Source organism: Pseudomonas soli, from assembly GCF_021283165.2.
GTDB classification, from domain to species: domain Bacteria; phylum Pseudomonadota; class Gammaproteobacteria; order Pseudomonadales; family Pseudomonadaceae; genus Aquipseudomonas; species Aquipseudomonas soli.
Genome location: NZ_CP128543.1, coordinates 1,667,254 through 1,685,292, shown reverse-complemented (window position 1 = coordinate 1,685,292; position 18,039 = coordinate 1,667,254). Strand labels below are relative to the sequence as shown.

Sequence of the window (18,039 nt, the reverse complement as noted above, 5' to 3'; positions counted from 1 at the left end):
CGGACGAAAGTCAGCGATTGAACCTGAATGCCCCCTGGCGGTACAGGAGGAATTTGCAGGTCAGGCCATCGCCGCCTGCTCGAAGACCTCGTCGGCCCATTGGTTCAGGCTCTTGCCGGCTACCCTGGCGGCAAGGCTGGCGGCAGCGTGCACTTCTGGGCGGATGCGCAACATGACCTTGCCCGAGGCCGGTTTTTCGGGACTGACGCCCTGTTCGGCGCAATCGGCCAGGTAGTCGTCGAGTGCCTCACGGAACGCCTCGTGCAACGCAGGCACGGCGCTGGCGTGGAAGCTGATGATGTCCCGCAGGCCGAGCACGCGGCCGACGAAAATATCGTCACGCGCGTCGTACTCGATGCGGGCGGCATACCCTTTGTATCGCATGCAGCTCATGGTCGGACTCCCGCCCGCAGCAGGAACTCGCGGGCCTCTTCTATCTGATATCGCCTGGCGTCCTTGCCAGGATGGGGGCGGTGGCAGCGCCAGCACTGCTCGCCCAACAGCATCTTGACCCTGGAACCCTGCCGTTCCAGCACCTGGCCGCCAAGATGCAGCACCAGAGCCTCGATTTCGGCGAACGGCAATGTGGGTGTGGTCGGGGCTCTGAAGATGCTGTCCAGAATCTTGCGATATCGAGTGTTCATCGGAAAATGCTATCAAATCAAGATAGCACTTCCTTTCGACACTTTCATACAGGATCTTTCGTCCCCATCAACACCTGCGCATAGCGCCCGCGATCCACGTTCGCGCCACTGAGAACCACCGCCACCCGCTTGCCCGCCTGACGCCCACGCTCCTGCATCAGTGCAGCCAGGGCGGCGGCGCCGGCACCTTCGGCGGTGTTGTGGGTGGTTTCGTGGTAGAGGCGCATGGCTTCGGCGATCGCCTCGTCGCTCACCCGCACGATGCGTGCAGCATGCTCGCGTACCAGAGCAAAGGCGTCGGGATGCGGCACGCGGCAGGCCATGCCGTCGGCGAAGGTATCGGCGCTGGCGGTGGTGACGATGCGCCCCAGCTCGAAGCTCTGGGCATAAGCGTCTGCCGCAGTGGATACCACGCCGACGATTTCAGTGGACAACCCAAGCAGGTTGCGCGCCTGGATCAGCCCACAGATGCCCGACCCCATGCCGATCGGCACGTACACGCAATCCAGGTCGGTCACCGCCTCGAACAGCTCCAGGGCGTAGGTGGCCACGCCACGCACGAGCTCCGGATGGAACGAGGGAACCATGGCAAAGCCCCGCGCATCGGCCAGGCGCGCCGCCTCTTCCCGGGCCACGTCGAAGTCCACGCCATGCTCCACCAGCTCCGCGCCCAGGGCGCGCATGGCTGCGTTCTTCTCCCGTGAATTGCCCTCCGGCACCACGATCACCAGCGGCAAACCAGCCTGGCGCGCCGCCAGGGCCATGCTCTGGCCGTGATTGCCGCGCGTGGCGGTAACCAGGCCACGGGGGACTGCGCCACTGGCCAACAGCGAGCGGACATAGACCAGCCCGCCGCGCACCTTGAAGGCCCCCGTGGGCGCATGGTTCTCGTGCTTGACCCACAGCTGGCAACCCAGCCGCTCGGCCAGCAGCGGCCAGGCGTGCTGTGGGGTCGGCGGCACGTGCTGGTGAACGAAAGCGGCGGCTTCGCGCAGGGCGGGCAAGTCGAACATGGCGAACGTCCTTCATCGGTATGGGGTTGAACCGATCCTAAGCGCCGGGCATTGTATGGGTCCAAATAAATATTGCATGGGTAGCAATTTCGTGTGGATTCCGAGCCTCCCGGCCAACGACCAGCCGCGCTACCAGGCACTGGTCGAGGCCATCGCCAACGCCATCGAACAGGGTGAACTGAAGGTCGGTGAACGCCTGCCCCCGCAACGCCGCCTCGCCTGGGCGCTGGGCCTGAACCCGAGCACCACGCAGCAGGCCTACCGAGAAGCAGCCGCGCGGCACCTGGTGTCCGGGGAGGTGGGACGCGGTACCTATGTGCTGGCCAGCAGCAAGGAAGCGACGCTGTTTCGCCTCAAGCAACCCAGCCGCCAGCACCCAGTGATCGATCTGTCGACCAATGTGCCGGTGGCCGATCCCTGCAATCTCGACCTCGAGCACAGCCTGCGCAGGCTGCTCGAACAGGGCGATACCGCCTTGCTCGACCATTACCTGGGGCCCGAGCAGTTGCTGCTGGGGCGGATCGAGGGGGCGCGCTGGCTGGGCAACCGCGGTCTGGACCTGGCGCCAGAGGACGTGCTGCTTTGCGGGGGCGCCCAGCAGGCGCTGACCCTGGTGTTGCAGTCGTTGTGCCAGGCGGGCGAGCCAGTGATGGTCGAGGCGTTGACCGCCCCGGGCATCAAGGCGGCCTGTCGCCAGTTGCGCCTGCCCGTGCACGGCGTGGCCCTGGATGAGCAAGGCCTGCTTCCGGAAGAACTGGACCGTGTGGTCCGCGCGAGCGGCGCGCGGGTATTGGTCACCACCCCTACCCTGCACAACCCGACCGCCGCGTGCATGGGCGAGGCCCGGCGCCTGGCGCTGGCGCAAGTCGCCAGGCGCCACCAACTGCTGGTCATCGAGGATGACGTGTATGGCGCCTTGACCGACCGGCCACCCCTCTACCCCTTGTTCGAAGGCCGTGGCGTGCTGATCAGCAGCCTGTCCAAGACCGTCGCCGCCGGCTTGCGCCTGGGCTGGATCGTGGCCCGGCCAGCATTGCTGGAGCAGATCGACCCCTATGCCCAGGCCACCCACTGGTCGGTGTCGCCGCTGAACCTGCGCATCGCCTGCCAATGGATCGCGGATGGCACCGCCGCACGGCGGCTGGCCTGGCAACGGGAGGAACTGGGCGAACGCTGGCGCCTGGCGCGGGCGGTGCTGGGCGAGGCGCTGCCCGCCGAGGGCGTGCCGTCGCCGCACATCTGGCTGGCCACGCCTGGAGACGCCCAGGCGCTGGTTGCGCGGTGTCGGGAACACGGGGTGGAGATCGTGCCGGCCAGCGTCTTCGCGGTAGGCACCGACAGCGTCAGGGCCGTGCGGATCAGCCTGTCGGCGGCGCACAGCCGGGCACAGTTGAAGCAAGGACTGGAACTGGTGGGAGCGGGCTTGAGCCGCGATTGCACGTGATACTCAGCTGAACGCCATCGCGGGGCAAGCCCGTTCCCACGAACCTTGTCTCGGCCACGCGGCTCAATTCAGCCGGCAACCCTCACCCAATGCACGGTACTGGAGGGTATGGACCTGCCCTTGATGATCCTCGTAGGTCATGGTGGCGGGCACCACTTCGCAGACGTTGGGGATCGTCGACAGGCTGATCACGCGCTTGATGTCGAGGTTGGTGGAATAGTCGTACTGCTCGACCACGGGCTGGGTGTCTGCGGTCTTGGCCTGGTCCGCAAAGGCGAACGGGGACATACCGACCAATGCAAGAATCAGTAAGGCTTTCATGGGTGTCGACCTTGATGGCTATCAAGCTGATCGCGTGACTTCTGACGCCGTCAATGGCCCGGAGAAGTTGTCATCGACTGCGAAGATGACACGAAGTACCGATCCCGCTTTATCGTACTGCCGGGGGGGATGAGTGAAAGTCTACTCCCCGCCTGAAATAGTTGAACCCCGGAGTCGGACATTCACCCTTGCCGCATTTGCAACAATCTGCGACAAAGCACCGATGAATTCCTGCCTGAGATTGCCACACCGCGTGAACCAAGCATGCTCCCTCTGACCTGCACTCGCCTTCCCCCAACCCAGCGCCGCCTGCTGGACCATTTCTACCGCCAGCACGGCTCGCGCATGCGCGCCGCCGGTGAAGGCGAGCAATGGGTGGCGCGTACCGCAGAAATAATCGGTGGGATGAACCTGACGCCCATCGGTGGCGATCACTGGCTGACCGGCCTGTTCGTTGCCCCGCAGTGGCGCGGCCAGCAGATCGCATCCCGGCTGATTGACGCGGCGCTGGCCGAAAGCAACGCTGCGACCTGGCTGTTCTGCCACCCGGATTTGGCGCCCTTCTACCAACGCTTGGCCTTCACACCGACAACCACCCTGCCCCAGGCCCTGGCCTCACGCCTGGCCCGCTACCAGCGCAGCAAGGCGCTGCTGGCGATGAGGCGGGGTTAGTCGTCGGCCACGTCGAGCCCGGGGAACAGCACCTCGGTATAGCCGAACTTGCTGAAGTCCTGGATGCGCGAAGGATACAAACGGCCAATCAGGTGGTCGCACTCATGCTGCACCACCCGGGCATGGAAGCCGTCGGCAAAGCGGTTGATCGGGTTGCCCTGCGGATCGATGCCCGAATAGCTGATGTGCTTGTAGCGCGGCACCACGCCACGTAGGCCGGGCACCGACAGGCAACCCTCCCAGCCGTCCTCGACCTCCGTGGCCAGCGGCGTGATCACTGGGTTGAGCAGAATGGTCCGTGGCACCGGCTCGGCGTCCGGGTAACGCTCGCTGCGCTCGAAGCCGAAGATCACCAGTTGCAGGTCGATGCCGATCTGCGGCGCGGCCAGGCCGACACCGCCGACATGGGCCATGGTCTCGAACATGTCGTCGATCAATTGCGCAAGCTCCGGGCTGCCGATCATGTGCTCGGGAACCGGCGGGGCGATGCGCAGCAGGCGTTCATCGCCCATCTTGAGAATGTCGCGGATCATCAGGTATTCGGCTCGCGGGTCTGGGGTTCGGATGTCACCGGGTGCTCATGGCCGAGCACGGTGATGCTCTGTTGCGGGTTGTCCTCCTCGAATTCCTTTTCGCCGGGGTTCTTGCCCTCGGCCGACATGTGCTCGATCACCGCGTTCATCTCGGCGCCCAGCAGCAGCACTGCAGCGGAGATGTAGAAGTACAGCAACAGCACGATGATCGCCCCGATACTGCCATACATGGCGTTGTAGTCGGCAAAGGTCTTCACGTAGTAGGCAAAGCCCAGCGAGGCGACGATCCACACCACCACCGCCAGCACCGAACCTGGGGTGATGAAACGGAATTTCTGCTTCACGTCGGGCATCACGTAGTAGATCAGCGCCACCGCCACCATCATCAGAATGATGATCGCCGGCCAGCGCAGGATGGTCCAGACGATGACGACCGCCTCCTCCAGCCCGACCTGGGAAGCGATCCACTCCATTACCTGCGGCCCCAGCACCATCAGCGCCGCCGCGGCCAGAAGCATGCCGGCGATGCCGACGGTATAGATGACCGACAGCGGAATGCGCTTCCACACCGGCCGCCCCTCGGGCACGTCGTAGGCCGCGTTCATCGCGCTCATCATCAGGCGCACGCCCGCCGAGGCAGTCCACAAGGCAATCACGATACCCACCGACAGCAGCCCGCCCTTGGACTGCTGCAACTGGTCGATCACCGGGTTGACCTGCTCCAGGGCCTGGGGCGGCAGCACCAGTTCCGACTGCAGGCGCAGCCAGGAGAAGAAGTCCGGGAGATGCAGGAAACCGATCAGGGCGATCAGGAACAGCAGGAAGGGGAACAGCGAAAACAGCATCTGGTAGGCCAGCGCGGAGGCATAGGTAGACATCTCGTCATCGAGGAACTCCTTGACGGTGCGCACCAACACGCGGTGCAGGGGCAGGCCGCGCAGGTCGGGGAAAATCATAGCGTCTCCTTTCGCCGCTTGATCGGAATGGCAATGCTGCAAGTCTAATAGACCAGGCGGCGGGCGTGCTGTTCGCTTGTACCTTGCGCACAGTCCAAAGCAAGCGCGGGGCAAGCCCGCCCCCAACTTGCGGGAGCGGGCTTGCCCCGCGGCCAGGCTGCGGCGATCAAGGTTTCTTCACGGCATCCTTGACCTTGCCCACGGCCTGTTGCGCCTCGCCTTTCAGTTCCTGGGCCTTGCCCTCGGCGCGCAGCTTGTCATTGTCGGTCACCTTGCCGACGCCCTGCTTGATATTGCCCACGGCCTCGTTGGCCAGGCCCTTCGCTTTGTCCTTGGTGCCACTCATGGGATGTCTCCTCGGGGGAAAGACACGGGAAATCGTGTCGACATCTGATCGACCCAAGGCCATTGGCCAGAGTTTCAATTCATTTGCACCCTGTCAGCCAAACGGCAATTGGCTGTGCTCGATACGCTTGCACGGTCCGGGTTCGGTGATTTCGGGGAAGCGGGCTTGCCCCGCGATAAGCCCCACCCCACAATGGCAGGCCTTACTCGCGTCAACCCGCAGGAACCTGCATGAAACTCGACAAACCCACCGCCATCGCTCGCCGTAACGAGGCGCTGGCCAAACCGGTACTCACCAGTGCCAACACCCTGTTCGCCATTCTCGACACCAAGCGCAACCTGTGGTGGTTCGAAGTGCCGGTTGCACTGCTGCGCAAGGGCCAGCCCGACTGGGTCAACCTGCTGCTGCACACCCCCGAGAACGACGGGCTGCAGCACCTCAAGGTGCCCACCAACTTCCTCAAGGCTCATCAGGAGCAGATGGAAGTGCGCAATCCCGGCAAACGCCGTTCGACCATCAGCCTGGCCCTGAGCGCCGACCGCGACTCACTGCTGCGCGACACCCGCCCGGGTGGCGAGCAGCTGGACTTCAACACCTTCGTGCAGGGCTGATCAAGCCCGCTCGATGCGATCGTCATGGATGACGATGCGGCCCTGCTTGAACAACGCGCCGATGGCTTTCTTGAAGTTGCCCTTGCTCACATTGAACATCTGGCTGATCAGCGCCGGGTCGCTCTTGTCGCACACCGGCAGCACACCACCGTTGGCCTCGAGGCGCTGCATGATCTGTTCGTGCAGGCTGTCGGCCAAGGCCTGGCCTACCGGCTGCAGGCTCAGGGCGATCTTGCCGTCGGCGCGCACTTCCTTGATGAAGCCCTTCTCGTGCATGCCCGAACGCAGGAACTTGAACACCTCGTTCTTGTGGATCAGGCCCCAATGGCGGTTGTTGATGATCGCCTTGAAGCCCATCGGCGTCTCGCCGGCCACCAGCAGCTCGACCGGCTGGCCGACGCTGTAGTCCACCGGGGTGCGGTCCAGGTAACGGTCCAGCTTGGCGGTGGCGGTAATACGCCGGGTGCGCTTGTCCAGGTAGGCATGGACCACGCAGTAGTCGCCGATCTTCAGTTGCCGCGACTCTTCCGAGTAGGGCATCAGCAGGTCCTTGGACAGGCCCCAGTCGAGGAAGATGCCAGCGCCGTTGATGTCCTTGACCTTGAGGCTGGCAAACTCGCCCACCTGCATTTTCGGCTTTTCGGTGGTGGCGATCAGCTGGTCTTCGCTGTCCAGGTAGATGAACACGTTGAGCCAATCGTCCAGCTCCAGCTCGGCATCCTTGGGGAAGTAGCGCCGCGGCAGGAGGATTTCGCCATCGGCGCCGCCGTCAAGGTACAGGCCGAACTCCACGTGTTTCACGATTTGCAAACTGTTGTAACGCCCAAGCAGAGCCATTTCCGAAGATCCTCAAGACAAGGCGACTATTCTAACACCTGACCCGCCCGGCCGCCCGAGCGCACATTCGCCGGAACCGTCGAGCTAACCGTGCGTCTACCGCCTGGCCAGCCCAGCAAGGATTCGCTCATGCCCCTTCGCCTGCCCAAAGCCCTGCTCATGCTAATCGGCTTCGCCCTGGCACTGACGGCCTGCAGCCGCATCGACCTGGCCTACCGCAACCTTGATCGCCTGGTGCCGTGGTCGCTGGGCGACTACCTGGACATGAACCGCGAGCAGAAGCAGTTGCTCGACGAACGGCTCAAGGCGCACCTGGCCTGGCACTGCAAGACCCAACTGCCCGGCTACCTCGACTGGCTCGACCGGGTGCAACTGATGGTCGCCAACGACGCGGTCACCGATGAAAACCTGCGCCAACGCACGGTCGAGGCACGCCAGGCCATCGGCCGGGTCACCGAAGCGATAACCCCCTCTGCCGCGGAACTGCTCAAGGGCATGAATGACAGCCAAGTAGCGGAAATGCGCGAGGCTTTTCGCAAGGACATCGACAAACGCCAGAAGGAGTACGTCGACACACCATTGGCCAAGCAGGTCGAAAACCGTGCCGCACGCATGCGCAAGCGCCTCGAGCCCTGGCTGGGCGAGCTAGATGCCGAGCAACGGCTGCGGGTGATGAGCTGGTCACAGGCCTTGGGTGACCAGAATCGCCAGTGGATCGCCAACCGCGCCCAATGGCAGCAGCAACTGGTGCTGGCGATGGACCAGCGCGCCAGCCCAAGCTTCGAGCCCAGGTTGGCGCAGTTGCTGCAGCGCAAGGAAAGCCTGTGGACACCGGAGTACCGCCAGGCATTCCAGAACACCGAGCGCCAGGCACGCAGCCTGCTGGTGGATCTGCTGAAACAGAGCAGCCCGGCCCAGCGGCAATTCCTGCAGCAGCGGCTGAGCAAGGTGCGTTCGGACTTCAGCGAACTCAAGTGCCTCAGAGGCTGAAAACCTGAGGCCTAACGCCCTTTGCGCCGATAAGGGAACACATCGATCACCTTCCCCGCCCGGATCGCCTCCTGCAGGCCTTTCCAGTAATCGGCGTCGTACAGCTCGCCATGCAGGCGGCTGAACAAGCGGCGCTGGCCGATATCGGCGAAAAGGAATGGCGGAAACTCCTCGGGGAACACGTCATGCGGCCCGATCGAGTACCACGGCTCGCCGGACATCTCATCCTCCGGATAACGCGGCGGCGGGATATGGCGGAAGTTGACCTCGGTGAGGTAGCTGATCTCGTCGTAGTCGTAGAACACCACCCGGCCATGGCGGGTGACGCCGAAGTTCTTCAGCAGCATGTCGCCGGGGAATATGTTCGCCGCCGCCAATTGCTTGATCGCCAGCCCATAGTCTTCCAGCGCCTCCAGCACCTGGGCTTCGCTGGCCTGTTCGAGGTACAGGTTGAGCGGGGTCATGCGCCGTTCGGTCCAGCAGTGGCGGATCAGCACCGTGTCGCCCTCAAGCGCCACGGTGGAGGGCGCCACCTCAAGCAGTTCCGCCAGGCAATCGGGGTCGAACTTGCCCTGGGGAAAGCGAAAATCGGCGAACTCCTGGGTATCGGCCATGCGCCCGACTCGGTCGACGCTTTTTACCAGGCGGTATTTCTCGATCACCGTGGCCCGGTCGACAGTCTTCGACGGCGAGAAGCGGTCCTTGATGATCTTGAACACAGTGTTGAAGCCCGGCAGGGTGAACACGCTCATGACCATGCCGCGCACGCCCGGGGCCATGACAAAGCGGTCGTCGCTGTTGGCCAGGTGGTTGATCAGCGCCCGATAGAATTCCGACTTGCCATGCTTGTAGAACCCGATCGAGGTGTACAGCTCGGCGATGTGCTTGCCCGGCAGGATGCGCTTGAGGAAGTTGACGAACTCCGCCGGCACCGGCACATCGACCATGAAATACGAACGGGTGAAGGAGAAGATGATCGACACCTCCGCCTCGTCGGTGATCAGCGCATCGGCCTCGATGCCATGTCCCTCGCGGTGCAGCAGCGGGATCACCAGTGGCCACTGCTCGTCGGGGGTGTACAGGCGGCCGACCAGATAGGCGCCCTTGTTGCGGTAAAGCACGGGGGTGAACAGCTCCACGGCCAAGGCCGGATCCTTGCAGACCCAATCGGGCAGGCATTCGCGCAACTGATCCTCAAGCCGCGCGATATCGCCCTCCCGGTCGCCATAAGGCACGTCGAACGCATAATCGGCGAAAATCGCTCGCAACAAGCCTTTGAGCCCATCCTGCAGCGCATAGGTACGCGTCTGCGCCGCCCGTTCATGGCCTCGCATCGATGGCCGCGTGGTATGGATGAACATGCAGCCGTCGCTGATCAGGTCGTGGCTGAACAGGCTGCAGAACAACGAGTTGTACCAGGTCTCGGCCAGCTCGTCGTCCAACCGGGGGTCGATCAGGCGGATGTAGGCGTTCTTGACCAGCGGCCATTGCTCGACGTCCAGCAGCACCTTGGTATCGAAGCGCTGGCGCAACCAGCCGTTGACCTCGGCGACCTTCTCTTCATACAGGTTGATGCGCGCCGCGGCGGCGTGCTGGATGTCCTGCCAGCGCGCCTGTTCGAAGCGCTCGCGGGCGCCGAGGGTGATACGGCGAAAGTGCTCGCGGTAGTCGTCGAAGCCATCGAGGATCATCCGGGCGATATCGACGGCGGGCCAGGCTGGGGTCATGCGCGTGCCTCTATGCAATGGTCACCGAGAGAGCTTAGTCGGATACGAGCCCTGTGGGAGCCGGCTTGCCGGCGATGAAGCCCGTGAGGCGACCCCGGATTCACACAGCAAGAAAGCACAAGAATCCCCAACTCGCCCTGACGTACACTCGCGCCCTGCCCTACCGCCGGAGACCCCCGTGAGCCCCATCGCCCTCGCCCGCCTGCTGACCCTTGCCGCTGTCTGGGGCGCCAGCTTCCTGTTCATGCGCATCATTGCCCCCGAGCTGGGCACCGTGCCGACCGCCTTCTTCCGCGTGTCGATTGCCTGCCTGGGACTGATCGCCATCCTCGCCGCCGCCCGCGTGCGCTGGAACTTCGAGGGCAAGCTGGGCGCCTGCCTGGTGCTGGGCATGATCAACTCGGGCATTCCGGCCACGTTCTATTCCGTGGCGGCGCAGGTGCTGCCGGCCGGCTATTCGGCGATCTTCAACGCCACCACGCCGCTGATGGGCGTGCTGATCGGCGCCTTGTTCTTCCGCGAAGCCATGACCCTGCCCAAGCTCTGCGGGATCTTCCTCGGGCTGTTCGGTGTCGGCATCCTCAGCGGTGCCGGCCCAGTGGCGCTGGACATGGCCCTGGTGCAAGGCGCACTGGCCTGCCTGGCCGCCACCACCTGCTACGGCTTCGCGGGCTTCCTGGCAAGGCGCTGGGTCGGCACGCTGGACAGCCGTCTGTCGGCGCTGGGCAGCATGCTCGGCGCCACCTTGCTGCTCAGCCCGCTGTTCGCCTGGAGCGCGCTGACCCAGCCACCGGCCAGCTGGGGCGACTGGCAGGTATGGCTGTCGCTCCTGGGCCTGGGGCTACTGTGCACGGCGTTCGCCTACATCCTGTACTTCCGCCTGCTGAACGAAATCGGGCCGGTCAAGGCCAGTACCGTGACCTTCCTGATCCCGGTATTCGGCGTGCTATGGGGCGCATGGCTGCTGGATGAGCCGCTGTCGATGGCGCACTTGTATGGCGGTCTGCTGATCGGTGCGGCGCTGTGGTTGGTGCTGCGCCCGGCACGGCACTGAAAAAGGGGAGCGGGATTGCCCCGCTCCCACCGCTCGTTGACTCAGGCCTCGGCTGTGCGCAACGCAGGCTTACGGAACACGAACAGCAAGCCGATCACGATCAGTCCCATCCCCAGCAGGCTGAGGGGCGCCAGGCGGTTGCCGAAGATGATGAAATCCATCACCGCCGTGACCGCCGGCACCAGGTAGAACAGGCTGGTGACATTGACCAGGTTGCCCCTTGCGATCAGCCGGTACAGCAGCAGCGTGGCCAGCAACGAGACCACCAGCCCCATCCATAGCAGCGCACCGAGGAAACTGGCGTTCCACTGGACATGCAGCGGCTGCAACGGCGCGAACACTGCGCACATTGCGAAGCCCGCCAAGTATTGCAAGGGCAAAGTGCCCATGGGGTTGTCAGTAATGCGTTTCTGCAGGATCGAGCCCAAGGTCATGCTGCCAAGCGCCAGCAGGGCAAACAGCATCCCGGCGAGGGACACCCCACCCAGGTTGATGCCCTGGTAGACCACCATCACCAGACCGCCAAGACCAAGCCCCAGGCCGAACAATCGGCTCCAGGACCGCTGACGCTCCATCAGCACCACGGTCAGGATCGGTTGCACGCCCATGACCGTGGCCATGACGCCAGGCGTGACATGGGTGTTCAGCGCCAGCAGGTAGAAGATCTGGTAGGCGCCGAGCAACACGCAGCCGGTCCCCAGGGCGCGAACAATGCCGCCCCGGGTACGTGGCCAACGCAATCCGAGCAACGGACCGATCAACAGCAGACCGAACAGCGCCAAGGCCGAACGCAGCAGCAGGAAGGCGAAGGGGCTGGCCTCGGCCAGGCCAAGCTTGGAGACGATCGCCCCGCTGCTCCACAGCAGGACGAACAGGCTGGTCGTGGCCGCCGAGGCCACGGAAGCTTTGTTGAGAACAAACATGTATTGCCACCTGTATACGGGCAAATGAGCCGTACGGAGGGCCTATCGCGACTTGCGGGGATAGCCGACCGTGTTCAGTAGGTTGCGAGTGCGGTGGGGAGCGGCCAGCGGCCGGTCAGCCCAGCACCACGACTGCGCAAGGAGGCGGAGCTACGCCGCCTACCACGCCACTGACAGGTGGTGGAGAGAGACTGATCATGGCCGGCTGCTGGCTGCCACGCACGACCACGCCCGCGACAGGCGCGAGAACGTCAGTTGTGGTGGAAGGGATGGCTGGCATGATCGGGTCTTCAGAGAAGAATGTGTTTCGGAATATAGCGGGGGAATCATCGCGGGGCAAGCCCGCTCCCACGAGGAGCGAGCCCGGCCCACGCGAATCAGAACAGCCAGCGATACAGGGCGTAGGCGACGACAACCGCCAGCACCGGTCGCAGCACGCGGTAGGCCTTGGGGTTGGCACGCTTGAACTGCTTGACCCGGGTGCTGATGACATTGCTGAAGCGCTTGCTCCAGGCATAGGCCTGGTTGATCCCGCCGACACGCTCGTCATCGGTGTTCTGCGGCGCGGTGGCACGGCCGAGGAAGGCACTGACCTTGCGGTTGATGCGGGTCATCAGCGGGCTGTTGAGCGGACGCTCGACGTCGCAGAACAGGATCACGCGGGTGACCTCGGTCTCGTTCTTGACCCAGTGCACGAAGGTCTCGTCAAACATTACGTCCTCGCCGTCGCGCCAGGCGTAGGGCTGGCCATCAACGTAGATGCGGCAGTTGTCGGAGTTCGGCGTGGACAGCCCGAGGTGATAGCGCAGGGAGCCGGCGAACGGGTCGCGGTGCGGGTTCAGGTGGCTGCCACCGGGCAACAGGGCGAACATCGCGCCCTTGACGTTGGGGATGCCGCTGACCAGCTCGACGGTCTTCGGGCACAGCGCTTCGGCCGAAGGCAGCGGTTTGTCGTACCACTTCAGGTAAAAGCGCTTCCAGCCCTTCTTGAAGAACGAACCGAAGCCGGCGTCATTGTCTTTTTCCGCCGCGCGGATGTAACCCTCGTCGAACAGGCGCATGGCCTCTTCGCGGATTACCTCCCAGTTGTCCTTGAGCACATCCAGCTCGGGGAAGCGCTGGCGGTCCAGGTACGGCTTGGAAGGTACGCCGGAAAACAGGTACATCAGGCTGTTGTAGGGGGCGAACAGCGCCGAATGGTTGACGAACTGGCGCAGCACCGGCAGGCGTGCCTTGCCGCGCAGGTGCACAAACAGCACACTGCCGAAGAACACCAGCAGGACACCGGCCTTGGCGACGAAGGAAAAGGTCATGCAACACTCCTTGGAGGGGAAATCAGGCCATCCCCAGATAGCCGGACATCATAAACCCATCAGGAGCAGCTGCAAGCCAGAAGCTGCAAGCGGCAAGCTCAAGCTGATCCGCGTCAATGCGGCCATGCCTTCGACTTGCGGCTTGCAGCGTGTCGCTTACTGCTGGTTCTCCTGCTCGGTGAACAGATCGCTGAACAGCATGCTCGACAGGTAACGCTCGCCCGAGTCCGGCAGGATCACCACGATGGTCTTGCCCTGCATCTCCGGCTTTTCGGCCAGACGCACCGCCGCTGCCATCGCCGCGCCGCACGAGATGCCGCAGAGGATGCCCTCCTCCTGCATCAGGCGGATGGCCATGGCCTTGGACTCTTCCTCGGTCACCGTCTCGACCTGGTCGACGATCGACAGGTCGAGGTTCTTCGGCACGAAGCCGGCACCGATGCCCTGGATCTTGTGCGGGGTGGGCTTGAGCTCCTCACCGGCCAGGGTCTGGCTGATCAGCGGCGAGTTCACCGGTTCCACCGCCACTGACAGGATCGGCTTGCCCTGAGTGTGCTTGATGTAGCGCGATACCCCGGTGATGGTGCCACCGGTGCCGACGCCGGCAACCAGCACGTCGACCGCGCCATCGGTGTCGTTCCAGATTTCCGGGCCGGTGGTCTTCTCGTGAATGGCCGGGTTGGCCGGGTTGTCGAACTGGCCCGGCAGGTAGTGCTGGGCAGGGTCGGAAGCGACGATCTCATTGGCCTTCTCAATGGCACCCTTCATGCCTTTGGCCTTGTCCGTCAGCACCAGCTCGGCGCCCAGCGCTTTGAGTACTTTGCGCCGCTCCAGGCTCATCGAGTCGGGCATGGTCAGCACCAGCTTATAGCCACGGGCGGCCGCCACGAAGGCCAGGCCGATGCCGGTATTGCCCGAGGTGGGCTCGACGATGGTCATGCCCGGCTTGAGCTTGCCGCTGTCCTCGGCGTCCCAGATCATGCTCGCGCCGATCCGGCACTTCACCGAGTAGCCTGGGTTGCGTCCTTCGGTCTTGGCCAGGATGGTCACGCCGCGCGGGGCAATACGGTTGATCTGCACCAGCGGCGTGTTGCCGATGGAATGGGCGTTGTCGGCGTAGATACGGCTCATGGCGGCGGTCCTTGAACAGGAAAAAAGTGCAGGGAAAACCCTGAGGGTAAGCCTGCAATCGGTGAGCGTAAAGCCCGTTCGAACTCGACGAAACGGCCTGCGGTCAACCGCACATGCTCCCGTGGAGAAACCTGATGAAAGCGCGCTACCGCTGGCCACTGGTCGGCTTCGTCAGCCTGGTCGCACTGCTGGCGGCCCTGCACCTGGCCTTGCCTTACCTGGTGCGTGACTACCTCAACGACAAGCTGGCAGACATGGGCGACTACCGCGGTCAGGTCCGCGACGTCGACCTGGCGTGGTGGCGTGGCGCCTACCAGATCAATGGCCTGAAGATCGTCAAGGTCAGCGGCAAGGTGCCGGTGCCGCTGCTCGAAGCGCCGCTGATCGACCTGTCGGTGAGCTGGCACTCGCTGTGGTACGACCGCGCAGTGGTCGCCGAAGTGACCTTCGTACGCCCCGAACTCAATTTCGTCGACGGCGGCAACGAACAGAACTCTCAGACCGGCCAAGGCACCGACTGGCGCCAGCAACTGGAAAAACTGCTGCCGATCACCCTGAACGACGTGCGCATCGAACAAGGCACCCTCACCTTCCGCAACTTCAATTCCAGCCCGCCAGTGGACCTCAAGGCCACCCGGCTGGACGCAAGCATCCGCAACCTGACCAACGTGCGCGACGAAAAGGGCCGACGCGACGCCAGCTTCGAAGGAACGGCGCTGCTGCTGGGCGATGCCAAGGTGGAAAGCCGCGCCACGTTCGACCCTTTCAGCGACTTCGACGACTTCCGGTTCCGCCTGCGCGCCACCGGCATGGAACTGCGTCGGCTGAACGACTTCGCCAGTGCCTACGGCAAGTTCGACTTCAACGCCGGGCATGGCGATGTGGTAATCGAGGCCGAAGCCGAGAACGGCCGGCTCAAGGGCTACATCAAGCCGCTGTTGCGCGATGTCGATGTGTTCAATTGGCAGCAGGACGTGGAAGACAAGGACAAGGGCTTCTTGCGCTCGATATGGGAAGCCGTCGTGGGCGCCACCGAGACCGTGCTCAAGAACCAGCCGAAAAACCAGTTCGCCACCCGCGTGGAACTCAGCGGCAGCGTGCACCAGCAGGACATCAGCGCCTTCGAGGCGTTCCTGCAGATCCTGCGCAACGGTTTCATCCAGGCGTTCAACGCACGCTACGAGCAGCCCGCGCCCAAATCCGACTGAGCCCTGGGTGACGGACCATTCAGGGACTGAATACCCGGTCTGCGTTTTCACGCGTCGGGCGTGGCGTTATAGTCGCTGGCACATCAATAAACATGTATTGCCTGGGCCGGCCCTATCGCCGGCAAGCCGGCTCCCACAGGGAGCGGGTCTGCCCGCAATGACGCCAGCCAGCCACCCAGAGGATCGGTTAATGAAGTTCGAAGGCACCCGCGACTACGTCGCCACAGATGACCTCAAGCTGGCGGTCAACGCGGCCATCACCCTGGAGCGCCCGTTGCTGGTCAAGGGCGAGCCGGGCACCGGCAAGACCATGCTCGCCGAACAGCTGGCCGCCTCCTTCGGCGCACGCCTGATCACCTGGCACATCAAGTCGACCACCAAGGCCCACCAGGGCCTGTACGAATACGACGCGGTCAGCCGCCTGCGCGACTCGCAGCTGGGCGTGGACAAGGTCCACGATGTGCGCAACTACCTGAAAAAAGGCAAGCTGTGGGAGGCCTTCGAAGCCGACGAGCGGGTGATCCTGCTGATTGACGAAATCGACAAGGCCGATATCGAGTTCCCCAACGACCTGTTGCAGGAACTCGACAAGATGGAGTTCTACGTCTACGAAATCGACGAGACCATCAAGGCCAAGCAGCGCCCGATCATCATCATCACCTCCAACAACGAAAAGGAGCTGCCTGACGCCTTCCTGCGCCGCTGCTTCTTCCACTACATCGCCTTCCCCGACCGCGCCACCCTGCAGCAGATCGTCGACGTGCACTACCCCAACATCAGCCAGTCGCTGGTCAGCGAGGCGCTGGACGTGTTCTTCGACGTGCGCAAGGTGCCGGGCCTGAAGAAAAAGCCCTCCACCTCCGAGCTGGTCGACTGGCTCAAGCTGCTGATGGCCGACAACATCGGCGAGGCGGTACTGCGCGAGCGCGACCCGACCAAGGCCATCCCGCCGTTGGCCGGGGCCCTGGTTAAGAACGAACAGGACGTGACGCTGCTCGAGCGCCTGGCCTTCATGAGCCGGCGCGGCAACCGCTGACGGGAGCCGGGCCATGTTGCTCAACCTGTTCAATGAAATGCGCGCGGCCAAGGTGCCGGTGTCGGTGCGTGAGTTGCTCGACCTGCACCATGCCTTGCAAAAAGGGGTGGTGTTCGCCGACATGGACGCCTTCTACTATCTGGCCCGCGCCATCCTGGTGAAGGACGAACGGCACTTCGACAAGTTCGACCGCGCCTTCGCCGCCTACTTCAAGGGCCTGGAAAACCTCGACCGGCATATCGAGGCGTTGATCCCCGACGAGTGGCTGCGCAAGGAGTTCGAGCGCTCGCTCACCGACGAGGAACGGGCGCAGATCCAATCCCTGGGCGGGCTGGACAAGCTGATCGAAGAATTCAAGAAGCGCCTCGAGGAGCAGAAGGAACGCCATGCCGGCGGCAACAAATGGATCGGCACCGGTGGTACCAGCCCGTTCGGCTCGGGCGGTTTCAACCCCGAGGGCATCCGCGTCGGCGAGGCCGGCAAGCGCCAGGGCAAGGCGGTGAAGGTCTGGGACCAGCGCGAATACAAGAACCTCGACGATCAGGTCGAGCTGGGCACGCGCAACATCAAGCTGGCCCTGCGCCGGCTGCGCAAGTTCGCCCGCGAAGGTGCCGCCGAGGAGCTGGACATCGACGGTACCATCGATCACACCGCCCGTGACGCCGGCCTGCTGAACATCCAGATGCGCCCCGAACGGCGCAACACGGTGAAGCTGCTGTTGCTGTTCGACATCGGCGGCTCGATGGACGCCCACATCAAGGTGTGCGAGGAGCTGTTCTCGGCCTGCAAGACCGAGTTCAAGCACCTTGAGTACTACTACTTCCACAACTTCGTCTACGAGTCGGTGTGGAAGAACAACCTGCGCCGCACCTCGGAGCGCTTCTCCACCTTCGACCTGCTGCACAAGTACGGCGACGACTACAAAGTGATCTTCGTCGGCGACGCGGCCATGGCACCCTACGAGATCACCCAGCCAGGCGGCAGCGTCGAGCACTGGAACGAAGAGGCCGGGTACGTGTGGATGCAGCGCTTCATGGAGAAATTCAGGAAGATCATCTGGATCAACCCGTATCCAAAACAGGCCTGGGACTATACCGCCTCGACCCACCTGGTGCGGGACTTGATCGAGGACAAGATGTATCCGTTGACGTTGCAGGGGTTGGAAGACGGGATGCGTTACCTGTCCAAGTAATCTATTGACCGAACTGGCCTCATCGCGGGGCAAGCCCGCTCCCACGCCAGCCCTGCAAATGCGCGAGTGGCGCGGGCTTGCCCCGCGA

Annotated in this window: 20 protein-coding genes; 8 read left to right on the top strand and 12 right to left on the bottom strand. The window is 63.7% G+C overall.

All coding sequences use genetic code 11. The features are described 5' to 3' along the window. Positions 1-60: 60 nt before the first annotated feature. From LU688_RS07935 to LU688_RS07925, 3 genes are read right to left on the bottom strand one after another with little or no spacing between them, the layout of a single operon-like run. Positions 61-393: a type II toxin-antitoxin system HicB family antitoxin gene (locus LU688_RS07935; protein WP_160291278.1), complete on the bottom strand. Its 333-nt coding sequence runs from the start codon at positions 391-393 to the stop codon at positions 61-63. Next, positions 390-644 carry a type II toxin-antitoxin system HicA family toxin gene (locus tag LU688_RS07930; RefSeq protein ID WP_023631068.1) on the bottom strand — a complete coding sequence of 85 codons (255 nt, stop codon included), beginning with the start codon at positions 642-644 and terminating at the stop codon, positions 390-392. The genes LU688_RS07935 and LU688_RS07930 overlap by 4 nt, the downstream gene beginning before the upstream one ends. 44 nt (positions 645-688) lie before the next feature. Next, complete coding sequence (locus LU688_RS07925) at positions 689-1,657, bottom strand: threonine dehydratase (RefSeq protein ID WP_038705616.1); 969 nt, start codon at positions 1,655-1,657, stop codon at positions 689-691. 76 nt (positions 1,658-1,733) lie between these two features. Here LU688_RS07925 and LU688_RS07920 point away from each other — a divergent pair, with 76 nt between their 5' ends. Then, positions 1,734-3,101 carry an aminotransferase-like domain-containing protein gene (locus LU688_RS07920; protein ID WP_201755122.1) on the top strand — a complete coding sequence of 456 codons (1,368 nt, stop codon included), beginning with the start codon at positions 1,734-1,736 and terminating at the stop codon, positions 3,099-3,101. A gap of 63 nt (positions 3,102-3,164) precedes the next feature. On the opposite strand, the gene LU688_RS07915 is transcribed toward LU688_RS07920, so the two are convergent. Further along, a complete protein-coding gene (locus LU688_RS07915; protein WP_023629531.1) occupies positions 3,165-3,422 on the bottom strand; it encodes a DUF2790 domain-containing protein in 258 nt (85 codons plus the stop codon). A gap of 264 nt (positions 3,423-3,686) precedes the next feature. Between LU688_RS07915 and LU688_RS07910 the strand changes: the two genes are divergently transcribed. After that, positions 3,687-4,094 (top strand): GNAT family N-acetyltransferase, encoded by a 408-nt coding sequence (locus LU688_RS07910; protein WP_201755121.1) that lies wholly within the window; start codon positions 3,687-3,689, stop codon positions 4,092-4,094. Here the strand turns inward: LU688_RS07910 and def are convergent. The 3 genes from def to LU688_RS07895 all read right to left on the bottom strand — a co-directional run bounded on the left by def (position 4,091) and on the right by LU688_RS07895 (position 5,929). Then, positions 4,091-4,627: a peptide deformylase gene (gene def / locus LU688_RS07905; protein ID WP_031314713.1), complete on the bottom strand. Its 537-nt coding sequence runs from the start codon at positions 4,625-4,627 to the stop codon at positions 4,091-4,093. The genes LU688_RS07910 and def overlap by 4 nt on opposite strands. Further along, positions 4,627-5,583 (bottom strand): YihY/virulence factor BrkB family protein, encoded by a 957-nt coding sequence (locus LU688_RS07900; RefSeq protein WP_023629532.1) that lies wholly within the window; start codon positions 5,581-5,583, stop codon positions 4,627-4,629. Before LU688_RS07900 ends, def begins: the two co-directional genes overlap by 1 nt. Positions 5,584-5,749: 166 nt before the next feature. After that, the gene (locus LU688_RS07895; protein ID WP_023629533.1) at positions 5,750-5,929 is read right to left on the bottom strand and encodes a CsbD family protein; all 180 of its coding nucleotides are present in this window, start codon (positions 5,927-5,929) and stop codon (positions 5,750-5,752) included. A 230-nt stretch (positions 5,930-6,159) separates the two neighbouring features. Between LU688_RS07895 and LU688_RS07890 the strand changes: the two genes are divergently transcribed. Further along, the gene (locus LU688_RS07890; protein WP_160291277.1) at positions 6,160-6,540 is read left to right on the top strand and encodes a hypothetical protein; all 381 of its coding nucleotides are present in this window, start codon (positions 6,160-6,162) and stop codon (positions 6,538-6,540) included. On the opposite strand, the gene LU688_RS07885 is transcribed toward LU688_RS07890, so the two are convergent. Then, complete coding sequence (locus LU688_RS07885; protein ID WP_023629535.1) at positions 6,541-7,377, bottom strand: CvfB family protein; 837 nt, start codon at positions 7,375-7,377, stop codon at positions 6,541-6,543. A gap of 129 nt (positions 7,378-7,506) precedes the next feature. Between LU688_RS07885 and LU688_RS07880 the strand changes: the two genes are divergently transcribed. Next, on the top strand, positions 7,507-8,367 hold the full coding sequence (locus LU688_RS07880) for a DUF6279 family lipoprotein (protein WP_160291276.1): 861 nt from the start codon (positions 7,507-7,509) through the stop codon (positions 8,365-8,367). Between the two features lie 11 nt (positions 8,368-8,378). On the opposite strand, the gene aceK is transcribed toward LU688_RS07880, so the two are convergent. Beyond that, entirely contained in the window at positions 8,379-10,094 is a 1,716-nt protein-coding gene (gene aceK / locus LU688_RS07875; protein ID WP_104444338.1) for a bifunctional isocitrate dehydrogenase kinase/phosphatase, read from the bottom strand. 178 nt (positions 10,095-10,272) lie between these two features. Between aceK and LU688_RS07870 the strand changes: the two genes are divergently transcribed. Then, a complete protein-coding gene (locus LU688_RS07870; protein WP_110604994.1) occupies positions 10,273-11,148 on the top strand; it encodes a DMT family transporter in 876 nt (291 codons plus the stop codon). Positions 11,149-11,189: 41 nt separating this feature from the next. On the opposite strand, the gene LU688_RS07865 is transcribed toward LU688_RS07870, so the two are convergent. From LU688_RS07865 to cysK, 3 genes are all read right to left on the bottom strand, one after another. Beyond that, positions 11,190-12,071: a DMT family transporter gene (locus tag LU688_RS07865; protein WP_023629928.1), complete on the bottom strand. Its 882-nt coding sequence runs from the start codon at positions 12,069-12,071 to the stop codon at positions 11,190-11,192. Between the two features lie 377 nt (positions 12,072-12,448). Further along, a complete protein-coding gene (locus tag LU688_RS07860; protein ID WP_011535083.1) occupies positions 12,449-13,384 on the bottom strand; it encodes an aspartyl/asparaginyl beta-hydroxylase domain-containing protein in 936 nt (311 codons plus the stop codon). Positions 13,385-13,540: 156 nt separating this feature from the next. Further along, on the bottom strand, positions 13,541-14,515 hold the full coding sequence (cysK, locus tag LU688_RS07855; protein ID WP_023629929.1) for a cysteine synthase A: 975 nt from the start codon (positions 14,513-14,515) through the stop codon (positions 13,541-13,543). Between the two features lie 134 nt (positions 14,516-14,649). On the opposite strand from cysK, the gene LU688_RS07850 reads away from it, so the two are divergent. From LU688_RS07850 to LU688_RS07840, 3 genes are all read left to right on the top strand, one after another. Next, the gene (locus LU688_RS07850; RefSeq protein ID WP_160291275.1) at positions 14,650-15,723 is read left to right on the top strand and encodes a DUF748 domain-containing protein; all 1,074 of its coding nucleotides are present in this window, start codon (positions 14,650-14,652) and stop codon (positions 15,721-15,723) included. A 190-nt stretch (positions 15,724-15,913) separates the two neighbouring features. Beyond that, positions 15,914-16,759: an AAA family ATPase gene (locus LU688_RS07845; protein WP_023629931.1), complete on the top strand. Its 846-nt coding sequence runs from the start codon at positions 15,914-15,916 to the stop codon at positions 16,757-16,759. Between the two features lie 13 nt (positions 16,760-16,772). Continuing rightward, entirely contained in the window at positions 16,773-17,951 is a 1,179-nt protein-coding gene (locus LU688_RS07840) for a vWA domain-containing protein (RefSeq protein ID WP_023629932.1), read from the top strand. Positions 17,952-18,039: the final 88 nt, after the last annotated feature.